Origin of the sequence: Actinosynnema sp. NPDC091369 (assembly GCF_044757065.1) — a bacterium.
In the GTDB taxonomy this organism is placed as follows: Bacteria; Actinomycetota; Actinomycetes; order Mycobacteriales; family Pseudonocardiaceae; genus Actinosynnema.
On record NZ_JBIVUG010000015.1, the window covers coordinates 25,216 to 36,847 of the forward strand.

The following is an 11,632-nucleotide window of genomic DNA, read 5'->3' on the forward strand; positions in this document are numbered from 1 at the left end:
ACCGACGGTAGCCGCCTCACCGTAGTCGGCCGGATCGCCGCCGGTCAGGCCACCCGGACCAGGCTCGCACGGCGGTGAAGGCGGCCCTGATTGTCGTTATAGGACCGACGGCCTTCGGCGTTTCAGGTGTCACCCGTTCAGCTCAACGCCGACGCTTGGTCATCGTGCGGGGATGGGCGGCGTGAACAGCCGCCGCCCTGCGAAGAACGCGACGCCGGTGAGCACTCCCGGTGTGGCCATGAGCGACAGCACCACCCACGCGGTGGCGGGGTACTGGGCCGCATCACCGGCCGCGGTCGAGAGCCCCAGCACCAGGCCGACACCGGAGAACACCGTGCTGAACAGGCCGAACCCCCAGACCACGCCGAGCGACCTGCGGGTTGTCAGCGCCCCGTCCACGTCCAGGTGCTCGCCGGTCGCATACCGGCGGCCACCACGCAGAACGGTGGCCGCGACGAACACCTGCACCACACCGACGACGGCGAAGGTCCAGCTCAGGAAGCCCAGCGCCGGGTGGATCGCGGGAAGCCGACCGCCGATCAGCACGAGAAACGGCGGCAGTAGAGCACCGGCGGTGAGCAGCGCCCCGCCGAGCCGCCCGCACGCGGTGCGGACTTCGTGCGCACGGGTCGCCGAGATCCACACGTGGCGCTGCGGAGGTGGCGGATACGCCACGGCAGAGGTCGCGGCCACGCCCAGGTGGGTGGGAGGCGGAGCCGTGATCAAGAGACGACGTCCCACGAAGAAGAGGACACCGGCCAGCACTGGAGGCGAGGCCAGCAGGCACAGATACGCCCAGACGCCGACCGTGAAGCGCACGTCCGGGTGGCGGGGGTTGTCCGATTCCGCCGCGACGGTGGCCAGTAGCAGGAGGCAGGCGAAGGACGAGAAGATGATCGAGGTGGCCCACATCGCGGCCAACAGCCGCCGCGTTCTCCGCGCGGCGTTGACGTCGAGGTAGCCGCCCTGGATGTAGGAGCGGACTCCCGTCAGGCCGAGTGCGGCATAGAGCACGTTGAGCACCGAAGCGCCGCCGGTGATCCACACCACCGGACCGAAGAAGTGGTAGGCGATCGGGAGGCGAAGGCCGAGCACCACGGTCGCCGTCGCGAGCACGACGCTCGCGACGGCGAACGCCCTGCCTGTCGAACCGCAGGCGGCGTGGACGTGCCGCGCGTGCGACTCCGAGATCCACACGTGCGACGACGGTGGTGACCCGGGTGCCGGGTGGATCACGAACCCGGCCGCCAATCCGACCCGTCACCATCGGTGGCGCTGGCGTCCCTCATCGCCCCGGTGTCGGGCATCGCCCAGTCCGAACCGAGGTCGTGGATCTTCTGCATGATCGTTGTCTGCTCGGTCTCGATCGTGTTGACCTGGGACTGCATCGCGAGCACGCCCGTGCTGATGAGTGCGATGGCCGCACCGCAGGCGGCGCTCAACGCGGCGATGCCCACCGGGGTGCCCACGACGGTGCACGCACTCGCGACCGCGCCGGCTGCGCCGATCAGGAACGAACCGAACGCGAACCACATGGTGAGCTGGAAGCCCTCGATCGCGTTGGCCAGAGCGGTGAGCGAACCGCGCATCTGGTTGGCGATGTCTTTGATCGAGTTCAACCCGGCCGCCTGGGGCGGCACCGCGGAGTGGTAGGCGCGGGCCGCGCGCCCCTCCCACTCGACGGTCGTCCGGAGCTTGTCGAGCCCGATGGTGCCCGCGATGTCGCCCAGCACGTTGCCGACCTGGGCCACCCACTGCTCGCCCACCTGCTTGAGCCGGTCCGGGTCGCCCCACTGGTCGATCAGGTGACCGACGTGGTCCCAGAGTTCCGCCACCTTCTCCGAGAGCAGCCGCATGCCCTGGACGATGGGGTCGATCATGTACTCCAGCGGGGGCGGCACCCACTTGAGGACGCTCTCGACCTGATCGAAGAACGCCTTCACCTCCTGTTGGGCGTCCTGCCTCTTCTGGTCCACCTGTTGCGCGAGCGGGTTCATCGTCCGCCCCCCTCGTTGTGAATGCGGTTCATCGCCAACCGGTTGGCTTCTTCTTCGCTCTCGTAGGTGTTCGCGGCGGCGTGCAGGCTCTCGCCCAAGCCGCGGAACGCTTGGATCGCCTGCGCGAGCATGTCCTCCAACGCGAGACGCGCGTTGTCGTAGGTGCGGTGCAAGCCCCGGTCGGACGCCCACTTCGACATGTCGGTGTCGGTCACCACGAGCCCGCCGATCGCGGAACGAGGGCTCTCCAGGTTTTCCGAGGCCGCAATCCACAGGGCGGCGTCGGAGCGCATGGCTTCGAGCGCGACGGAGATGTCGGTCATGGCAGTAGCCCCACTCGGCGCAGCAGTGTATTCGGATCGCTCACCAGGGCGGTGAGTTCGGCGATGGCGGGGCTCTGCGGCCCCTGTGCGAGGTCAGCGGGAGCGCTGCGGACCCGGAGTGCCCGGAGCACTTCCAGCAGTTCCTGCTCCAACTCGCTGATGCGGGCCGTGTGGGCCCAGGCCGGGTCGACGGCGATGTCGAGCACCTGCCCGCCGTGCGCGGTGCCGCGCACGTGCCCGCCTCGGCTCTCCGCGGTCACCGGCCGTTCGACCACCTCGGCGACCTGTCGCTTGAAGCGCTCCAAGTCGGCTGTGACGGCGTCCATGAGCCGCGTCGCCTCTGCCAGCGTGATGCGCGAGCCGTCCTGCGGCGGGACCGGCGACGCGGGTGGTGCCCCGGTCACTGGTCGCTCGACCTGCTTGGCCAGCGCCTGCATGGTTGCCGCGTTCATCGCTGACGTGACGGCCGAGCCCAAAGCCCTGGGATCGACGGCCTGCTTCCACTGTGCCGCCAGCGCCACCGACAGCACGTCGGCAGAGTCGTCGACCGTCACGGTCACGACGCCGCCGGAATCGCTCCCCCGCAGGACGTCGGCCACGACGGGAGCAGCTTCCTGCTTCCGGCGCGGCCGATGGTCCTCTTCGTCACCTTCTTCGAACCCGAATGTGAATGTCTCGCCCACGTCGCCCCCTGCGATCCGTAGTCACTCGGCTCCGGACTGTAGCGGGGCGGCAGCGTGGGGCGCAGGCGAACCGGGGATTATGTGCCGGCGGGCACCTCGAAGCGCGTGCCCCGCTTCTGCCCCGTCTGTACGAGATCACCGCGTTCGACCAACCGCTTGAGCAGGGCTCGGGTCGCGGTGGTCGGCAAGCCCGTCAGCTCGGCCGCCTGGGCGGTCGTCATCGGACCGTTGCGCGCGAAGTCCAGCACCACCTGGAACTGCTCCGAGGTGAACGAGATGTCGACCTTGGCGCGGCGAGGTGCGGCGGACTGTGCGACGCGACCACCGACTTTGCGCGGGAGCGGCGAGACGTCGACCCTGGCGGACGGCCGCCACTCCGCGAGGTCGGACTGCGCGATGTGCAGCTCGCTGAGCTGGTTGTCCAGGAACCCCTGGTAGACGACGTACGGTGACTCGCCGATGGCCGGGTCGATGTCGCCGTGCCACTGCTTCACCCACGGCAGCACCTCATGCAGGCCGGCCAGGAGCGGGATGAGCCGGTCGCGTTCCCAGCCTTCTTCGCCTTGGCGGTGGCTGATGAGGACGGCGAGCGCGTGCGCCTGTTCCCGGTGGTTCCAGCCCGCCCAGCCCAGCAGCAGGCTCCCGTCACCGTCGCGGGTGGCGGCGGGGTAGGAGATGAAGCGCTCCTTGGGGACGTCGAGCTTGCCGCGGTGCCGCCAGTAGGAATTGCGCAGGAAATCGCCCGAGCCGTACTTCGGAGGGACGGGGATCGGTTCGAGCCTTTCGGCGACAGCCTTGCGCACGGCCGGGTCGGTGACTTCCTTGCCCAGCTGGGCGGCGATGGCGTCCTCTTGGCGCTGGAGATCCCAGACGTGCTCCCAGTCGGCGCGCTTGCGCAGGCCGGCGGGCTTGTAGCGGAGGACGGGGAGAAAGGGGACGTGCTCCTCGTCGATCAGCGCGGCGACGATGTCGGCGAGGTCGATGTCCTGGCTGCCCAGATTGTCGGAGGCCCAGAAGCGGGCGACCTCGGTGAAGTCGTCGTCGTTGCGCATGAGGTCGGTCAGTTCGGAGACGGAGCGCGTGGTCGGCTGCTCGACGCCGTTGGCGTCCTCGGCGTACCAGAGGTGGCGGGCTTCGAGCCGGTCTTGCAGCCATTCGCGCAGGGCGCGCTCTTGCTGCTTTTCCCACGGTTCCGTTGCCCAGCGGCGCTTGCACTCGGGGCGCTCGATGAGCGCGATGTCCCGGCGTTTCTCGATGAGCGCGATGCGGGCCTCGACCACGCGGCGGTAGTCCTCCGGCCAGTGGGCGGGCAGCTCGGTGATCGGCGTGGAGCCGTGATGGCTGAACCACTTTCGGCTCTCGTCATCTACAAGACCATTTCGAGCCAAGTGAATCTCGAATGCCCGCTCTCCGGGCTTGATTCCTGGAACTGTGGAAGGATCGGCGGAGATAACCTGCTCAAGATCCACCTCGGAAATCAGGTCATACCGATGGTAGACGTCCCAGTCCAGCTCTTCCTGCTGGCCGATCATCTGTTCGATAATGGAATTGTATCTGCTATCGGCATGGGTAAGAATGCTGGGTTCGGGTTTGCGGTTAGCTACGAGTTTGGCAGGGCTCAGGGTGGACAGCTCTTGTGCCAGTTCTGTGAGCTTCTGTGCACGTCCTCCGGGCAATGTGGTCGGGATCGGCATCTTCTCAAGTTTTGTGCTGCTAAACTCGTAGAAGTTTTCCCATGCTACGGTAGTCTGACGGGCCCCTTTGCTGTCGACAGTGCTTCCCTTGTTGTGGCTCACCTGTTTAAGCCAGAAGCATGCGGTTGATGAGTTCAATGCGGCTAGGATTTCAAAGTATTTCACCTCGGGGTAGTCGAAGGGGAGTGTAAGTGTCACGATCGCATGGTTGGGCACCATCTCCTGGTGGTGCAGGAACGCTCTATTATGTGTGGCGATGAATCGGTAGGCAATAGCGGTGGGTGCGGCGAGCTTACGTCGGTAGATCTCGCGGACTTCCCACCAATGAATGCTGGGAATATCCTCCATTGGTGTCCCGAATCGCTTCCTGCGGCGCAAGTATGTGCGCCGCGGCCAGAGCCATCGGAGCGTATGGGGTATGGAAGCCCCATCCAAGGCGTCGTGATCCTTGGAATATGTCCACGGGATCGAAAAATTTCCAATGCCGTGCCAGTCGTAGACTTGTTCGCCTTCGCAGAAGCGTGCAGTTTGCTCGATGCCTGCTTGCTGGAGTGTCCGTAGGGGTGCCTTGAATGCGTCGTCATCGCCGGTTATTATCATCGCTCCAGCGGAGCCGCCGAAAGAGTCGACAGTTTCCCGGTTCGTCTCTATTGTCGCGACGAGCTCGTTTGCCCCTCCGCCGCTTAGTGACCAGGGATGCGTGCTGAGCCGGTCACGCGGAAGGTCGGTTACGCTAATCCAGGTTTGGTTTTCGGTAGAGGTGAAGTTCAGGTTCTCTACGATTGTTCTCCATACTACGCCCCTGCTCGGGTCGATAGGCTGCGAAGGCTCTCCTCGGATGCCGAGTACGGTGCGAATTCCCTGGTCGCGGCGCGGTGTTCTGTGGCGTCCAACAAGGATTACGGTTGGAGTGCCGTGACCGGGAATGTATGCACCAGAGGTGTCGATGACATGGCTAAGGTCGATTGTCGGGAAGAAGTCTTCGATCAGCTTGGTGCCGAACTCGCGCTTCATGAAGCCGTTCGACGTGATCTGGCCGACGAATCCCGCACCACGTCGGTCCGGGCCACCGCGCCGTGCCAACTCGAAGAACCTTTGGGCGAAGGGCACGGTGAGTTGGAACTGGCGGTGGCAGGCCGAGTAGTGGCGGCGGTACTCCTGGTTCAGTACCGAATCGCTGACCGTGATGTATGGCGGATTGCCGACCACCACGTGGTAGGAGCCTGCATCGAGCAGGCTGGGGAAGTCTTCGACGTCCTCCGAAGTGAGCTTGATCCCGGCGAACTCGTCCATCCCGTCGAGCGTCCCGCGCTTGTTGGCCAGCAGAGAGTCGCCGATCGCGACGGTGACCGCCCAGCGCTGACCTTGCGCCTGCTCGATGGTTTGCACACCCGCCACCCGCCATGCGGCCAGGGTGAGACGGAAGCGGGCGATGGCGACCGCGTAGGGGTTCAGGTCCACGCCGTGCACCGAGTCGAGCGCCTTGCGGGCGACCTCGGTGTCGCTCAGGCTCGGGTTCCGCTCGCGCCAGGCGTCCGCGAGTCGGCGGAACGCGCCCAGCAGGAAGTGGCCTGAGCCGCACGTCGGGTCGATCAGCCGGAAGCCGTCCAGGCCGAACTCGTCCAGCGCGGGCGTCAGCGTGTAGTCGAGGATGAACTCCTCGACGAACTCCGGCGTCTGGAGCAGCGCGTACTTGTCCTTCGCCGCCTGTGACATGTCCTGGTAGAGGTCGCCGAGAAAGCGGGTGTTCCACGTGTCGTCGCGGAAGTCGTGGATCAGCGAGCCGTCCGGCCGGCGGGACCGCCAGAAGGTGATCAACGCCTTGGCGCCGTCGTGCGACATCGGGATGCGGTACGCCGGGTTGTGCTCCCGGTCGAACAGGGCCGCGCCTGCGTCGCTGCGCCGCAGTGAGTCGAAGCCCTGCTCGATCCAGTCCGCGTCGGTGGCGTGCGGCTGCTGACGGAAGAACGCGGTCTGGGCGTCCTCGGCCTCGGCGAGGCGGTCGCCCGGTCCGGACAGCACGGGGGCGATCAGGCCGTTGTCCTCGGACCACCGCACGAACACCGTGCCCAGCACCCACGCCACGGCCGACTGGGTGACCTGCTCGCCGAGGAACGTGCCGAACGTCGCCGAGGTCAGCGTGGCCTTGTGCAGCTCCTCCAGCCTCGCTTTGACCTCGGGCAGTCGTTCGACCTGCTCACGCAGGTCTTCCTCAAGTGTCAGCACCTGCTTCTGCAGGTCAGTCAACAGGCGATCACGATCAAGGGAGGGCGACGTCACGAGGAGTCAGGGTAGGGGAGCGAGGTGGTCAGGACGGCACAACCACCCCGCTCGCGACTCAGTCGTTCTTCAACGAGCGCACGAAGGCTCGGAACGAGTCCGCACTCACGCTGAACCCACCCGCTTCCGGGCACTTCGAGTCCCTAAGACGCACCGTGTCCGTCCCTCGCGCCACCTCGACGCAGTTCGAGTCAGCGCTGTACGTGCTTCTCCGCCATGCGGGCGCAGCCATGTGCGCTCCACCTCACTCTCGATCGAGGTCGCGCGCGATAGACGACATGAGCCAAACGCTGTCCTGCTCGTCAAGCGCAACTTCCGTCAGCCTCTTCAAGGTGAGCCTATAGCTCTCAACCTGGGCCGGATCGCCCAAGAACAGGCCGGTCGCGCGGTCTTCGACGTGCACAACAGTCGGGTCGTCGCGGAAGTCGAGGATGACGAATTGTCCGACCAGGCCAGGGTGCGGGCCGACGTCGGCCGGGATGACGCGGACGGAGACGTTGGGGCGGTGGCTCAGGTCGATCAGATGGTGGATTTGCCGCGCCATCACCTCCCGGCCGCCGACCGACAGTCTCAGCGCTGCCTCGGCGATGATCAGGTTCACCTGTGGCGGACTGGACCGGGCCAGGATGGTCTGCCTCGCCATCCGCCGGGCCACCCGAGCCTCGATGTCGGGTTCGTCCTGATCCAACATGAGCGCGGAGATGATCGCGAAGGCGTACTCGGCGGTCTGCGCGAGTCCGGGCACCAACATCAACTCGAAGTTGGTGATCGTGGTGGCCCGGATCTCGAAGTTGAGATAGGTCCGGCTCTGCACGGTCGGGTTACTGCCCTCCACAAGGCCGAGTCCGCTGCCACCTCGTGCCTGGTCGAGCAGTCGATGGCGTTCTGCGCCCACGACGCCGATGACGGTGAGGATGGAGGCCACCTCCTCGACGGTGGGCTCCCGCTTGCCGTTCTCCAAGCGGCTGATCGTGCTGATGGAGACTCCGAGACCTTGTGCCACGCTTTGCAGGTTGAGCTTGGCGGCCTTGCGCAGTCGTTCCAGCTCGAAGCCGATTCCCCTGGTACTGACACCGGTCTGATTCTTGCCCATTTTTCCACCTTTGCCGATGTTGCAAAGAGTGCAGCGCAAGACATGCTTCTAGCTGCGAAAAGTCACCCAATCGAACGACTGCAAAGCCTGGTGTCGGTAGGGACTCGGGTGCCATCCTCGGCCGCATGAACACCGTTGAGGAAGATCGAGTGCTGCGGCGGCACCTGGCGGCCGTGCTGGTCGGGGTGCTCTACAACTCCGACCGGAAGTCGTTGCAGATGGCTCGGGCGGAGACGCATCGGCTGGTGGGCGCCGTCACCACGTGCCTGGGCACGCACCCGCTTGACAAGACGGGCCGGTGTGCGGCGTGCGAGTCGTCGGAGTGCGTGCTGCGCAGCGATCTCCGGCTGGCCCTGATGCCGTTCGACGGCGTCGCCGAGGAGAGCATTCTCGACATCGCCGGTATCGAGCGGAAGCAGGGGTGACACCCGAGAAGCCCGTCGAGGACTTGACGATGGCGGAACTCCTGACCAACCAGGTCGATCAGGAGTCCGTCGAGTCCGATCAGCCGGTCGAGCCCAGCAACTCCGACACGGCGTGAACGAGCCGCTGGTGGTCGGCCGGGCTCAGTGTCGACCACTCCCGGCCGTCACCGGACGGTCGGCGGGTGAACTGCCACCGCCCTTCCGGGGTGTCGTAGAACGACACCGCGTAAGGTCCGCGCCTCCGCGGCCCTGCTCGACCGTGCAGGGTCGGGCGGACCGCCACGCCGAACTGGCCCATCCTCTGCACGTTGCCGAGCACCGAGCCGACCTTCTGCGCGTCGGGCCGAGGCAGGCCCGCGTCCCGCAGCGCGTTCTCCAAGCGTGCGGCGGATTCACCGGCGGCAGCCGCCGCGCGTTCCAGGTCGGCCGCGGGGAGGCTGATGGACCGTGATCGGGGTGTCGGGTGCGGAGGCAGCAGCGACACCATCGACGCGGCGAGAGCGGTGTCGTCAATTCGGCTCAACGCCAGCGCGTCCGCGGTCAGGACGGCCGACACCGCGTGTCCGCGCCGGGCCGCCGCGACCGCGCGGACCCGTGGGCCGGAGTCCAGTCGCAGCCGGGCGTCGACCTCGCGTTCGGGGCGTGCCAGCAGCTCCAACGAACCGGCCAGGCGGGCGTCCAACTCGCCACGCTCCGCCAGCCCGCGTGCCTCCAGCGAGCGCCACGCGTCGTTCAACAACGCGCGACGCTCGTCCATCGTCGCGCCGTGGGAGGGAATCGTCAGGATCGTCGGGTACTCGCCGAGCTTCAGGTGATCCCAGCACAGCTCGAACTCGAGTCGGGACAAAGCGAATCTCACAGGCCGTCGTCCCCGATCACCGGTGGCGCGACCCGTGGCATGGAGTCCTCGCCCCACACGTCGTCCAGCTCTTCCAGGTACGGCGCGGCCTTGTGTTCGATGTCCTCCTCGCCCCGACCGCCTTGCGGTGCGCCGGCCATGCCACCCACCACCGGAGCGCCCGCTGCGGCCCTCGCGCCTGCCGCACCTCCGGCACCGGCGCGGTTGGCGTGCTGCTCTCCGGCCATGCCGGAGGACGAGCCGTGGCCGAACGGCTGACCGCCGTGGCCCGGGTGGCCCGGAACGCCGGGCAGACCGCCGCCGAACCTCGATGCGCCACCGGGCGGGTTGCCGCCGATTCCCTTGGGAATGCCCGAACCGGTGCCCTTGCCGGGTGGGTTGCCACCAAAGGAGGTCCGCCGGTCATGGAAGTCCGGGACAGACTTCGGCCTGATCATGCGGGGTGGCGGCACCGCCACCGGCGGTTGCGGCGGGCCGGGTGCGTAGGGCGGGGGAGTGATCGGCGTGGTGCCGGGGCGCGGCGCGACCTCCGGCGTCGTCCCGACTGCCGAGGTGTTGGTGTCGCCGCCAATGGGCGCGACGGCTGGGGGAGGGCCCACCGGCTGCTGCGGCTGGGCGGTGGTGGTCCGGCTCGTGTCGGTGGTAGCCGGCGTGCTCCACCGGCCGTCCGAGAACTGCTGGGAGTACCGGCTCTGCGCCTCGGACTGCTCGAACGTCGGTTCGGTGACCTGCGTCGTCACCTGGGGCGGAGGCGTGAACGTGCCCAGCAGGCTCACCGCCGAGGACGCACCGTCGCGGTAGCCGTTCATCACCCGAACCGCTTCGCGCTTGGCTTCGTTCGCCTGCTGCTCCTGGACGTCCTGGTCGGTCTGACCGCCGACCAGGTGGGTGAAACCGGCCGGGATGCCGAGGAAGTCGTCGTTCGCCGTGGACGTGACCTCGACCGGCTCCGGCATCCGCGTCTTCGCGCCGCTGTAGTGGGAGGCCTGGGCGGAGAAGGCGTTGTGCGTCTCGACGCCGGCGACACGGGCGTCCTCGGCCCACTGCACCAGCGGAGCCGCGCTTCCGGTGAACCGCTCGCCCGCCGCACCGACCCAGACCACCCCCGCGTCCCGGATCGCCGACTCCAGCTCGCTCTTCGCGTTGCCCATCACCGCGCGGAAGCTGTTCCAGGCGTCGTCAACGGCCTGCACCGCCGAGTGCCCCGGCCCGCTGTGGATCTTGTCGTAGAGCTGCTCGTGCGACTGCGCGTCGAAGTTGTGGCTACCTATCCCACCCATTTGAGTGCTCCGCCCCCCTACTTGAACAAGTTCTGCATAGCCGCTTCCGCGAGTTGCCGCGCCCCGTCACACGGCTTGGGGAAGCGATCTTTGAAGCTCTGACTGACCGAGAACGTCGCAACGAGGTACTGCCCGTCGGCGGTATCGACCATGACGTCGCAGTTGTCAGGATCGGATGGCAAGGTCACCGTGATCGCAGGGAAGCCGAGGATCGGTTCGATCTCGGTGGGCTGCCCGGTTCGTTCGCCGTCGGTCCACGCCTCGATGCCCTCCTTCGTGACGGGAAGCAGTCGGTGGTCCGCCCCGGTGATCGTCCATGCGCAGCCTGTGGTGCCGTAGAAGTCGCTGACTTCGGGCCTGCCTTGGCGGTCGATCTTGAGCGTGGGAAGTTGCTCCGCGGTCAGCAGTTCGCATGGCTGCACGTCGTTGAGCCTGATCTCACGTGGTCGTGTCGACGATGGTTCGGTTGATGCCGAGGGCGGCTTGGCAGCGTTTGTGGTGGTCGTTTCGGGAGTCGGCTTCCCCACGGATGGACTGCACGCCGCCACGAGCGCCAACATCGCCAGGACGGCGACGAGAGGTCCACGCATGATGCTCAGAGTCCCCTGTCCTGCTGCATGGCGGCGGTGTTGATGTCTTCAACGAGGTTGTAGGTCTTCGCGGCCTGATCCAATTGATCGATGCTCAAGTTCAGTTGGTCGATGAACGCCCTGGTCACGTCGATCGCCGTGGTGGCGTTTTCGGCGAACGCGGTCGCTGCGTCGCGTGACACCTCGTCCTCGGCTACCGGCTTGCCCCGCAAGTTGTCGCGCTGTCGGCGCAAGAAGTCCTGGACCGTGTCGCGGACGGCCTCGTAGCGGGCCTTGAGCGCCAGGATCTGGCCTGGCTCGACTTGCATCGTGACCGGTCCGGCGGGCGCCGGGGCACCGCCTTCGCCGGCACTCTCCATGAACGGCATGAGATCTCCCCTTCTCCTGCCATGATCACTTAGTGCACGT

12 protein-coding genes are annotated in these 11,632 nt (G+C 66.8%); 1 reads left to right on the forward strand and 11 read right to left on the reverse strand.

All coding sequences use genetic code 11. The features are described 5' to 3' along the window. Positions 1-159: 159 nt before the first annotated feature. From ACIQMJ_RS35385 to ACIQMJ_RS35415, 7 genes are all read right to left on the reverse strand, one after another. Positions 160-1,197 (reverse strand): hypothetical protein, encoded by a 1,038-nt coding sequence (locus tag ACIQMJ_RS35385; protein ID WP_499765359.1) that lies wholly within the window; start codon positions 1,195-1,197, stop codon positions 160-162. Between the two features lie 35 nt (positions 1,198-1,232). Then, entirely contained in the window at positions 1,233-1,997 is a 765-nt protein-coding gene (locus ACIQMJ_RS35390; RefSeq protein ID WP_499765360.1) for a hypothetical protein, read from the reverse strand. Then, positions 1,994-2,320, reverse strand: a complete 327-nt coding sequence (locus tag ACIQMJ_RS35395; RefSeq protein ID WP_499765361.1) for a hypothetical protein — start codon at positions 2,318-2,320, stop codon at positions 1,994-1,996. The genes ACIQMJ_RS35390 and ACIQMJ_RS35395 overlap by 4 nt, the downstream gene beginning before the upstream one ends. Then, complete coding sequence (locus ACIQMJ_RS35400; RefSeq protein ID WP_499765362.1) at positions 2,317-3,003, reverse strand: hypothetical protein; 687 nt, start codon at positions 3,001-3,003, stop codon at positions 2,317-2,319. Before ACIQMJ_RS35400 ends, ACIQMJ_RS35395 begins: the two co-directional genes overlap by 4 nt. 77 nt (positions 3,004-3,080) lie before the next feature. Further along, on the reverse strand, positions 3,081-6,977 hold the full coding sequence (gene pglX / locus ACIQMJ_RS35405) for a BREX-2 system adenine-specific DNA-methyltransferase PglX (RefSeq protein WP_499765363.1): 3,897 nt from the start codon (positions 6,975-6,977) through the stop codon (positions 3,081-3,083). A 58-nt stretch (positions 6,978-7,035) separates the two neighbouring features. Next, positions 7,036-7,209 carry a DUF397 domain-containing protein gene (locus tag ACIQMJ_RS35410; RefSeq protein WP_499765364.1) on the reverse strand — a complete coding sequence of 58 codons (174 nt, stop codon included), beginning with the start codon at positions 7,207-7,209 and terminating at the stop codon, positions 7,036-7,038. Positions 7,210-7,221: 12 nt separating this feature from the next. Continuing rightward, positions 7,222-8,070, reverse strand: coding sequence for a helix-turn-helix domain-containing protein (locus ACIQMJ_RS35415; RefSeq protein WP_499765365.1), 849 nt, complete (start codon positions 8,068-8,070; stop codon positions 7,222-7,224). Between the two features lie 125 nt (positions 8,071-8,195). Between ACIQMJ_RS35415 and ACIQMJ_RS35420 the strand changes: the two genes are divergently transcribed. Beyond that, the gene (locus ACIQMJ_RS35420) at positions 8,196-8,495 is read left to right on the forward strand and encodes a hypothetical protein (protein ID WP_499765366.1); all 300 of its coding nucleotides are present in this window, start codon (positions 8,196-8,198) and stop codon (positions 8,493-8,495) included. 79 nt (positions 8,496-8,574) lie between these two features. Here ACIQMJ_RS35420 and ACIQMJ_RS35425 read toward each other — a convergent pair whose 3' ends face one another. From ACIQMJ_RS35425 to ACIQMJ_RS35440, 4 genes are read right to left on the reverse strand one after another with little or no spacing between them, the layout of a single operon-like run. Further along, a complete protein-coding gene (locus ACIQMJ_RS35425; RefSeq protein ID WP_499765367.1) occupies positions 8,575-9,342 on the reverse strand; it encodes an ESX secretion-associated protein EspG in 768 nt (255 codons plus the stop codon). A gap of 8 nt (positions 9,343-9,350) precedes the next feature. Then, positions 9,351-10,634: a PPE family protein gene (locus ACIQMJ_RS35430; RefSeq protein WP_499765368.1), complete on the reverse strand. Its 1,284-nt coding sequence runs from the start codon at positions 10,632-10,634 to the stop codon at positions 9,351-9,353. Positions 10,635-10,651: 17 nt separating this feature from the next. Then, complete coding sequence (locus tag ACIQMJ_RS35435; protein ID WP_499765369.1) at positions 10,652-11,224, reverse strand: DUF3558 domain-containing protein; 573 nt, start codon at positions 11,222-11,224, stop codon at positions 10,652-10,654. Positions 11,225-11,229: 5 nt separating this feature from the next. Beyond that, on the reverse strand, positions 11,230-11,592 hold the full coding sequence (locus ACIQMJ_RS35440) for a PE domain-containing protein (protein ID WP_499765370.1): 363 nt from the start codon (positions 11,590-11,592) through the stop codon (positions 11,230-11,232). Between the last annotated feature and the right edge of the window lie 40 nt (positions 11,593-11,632).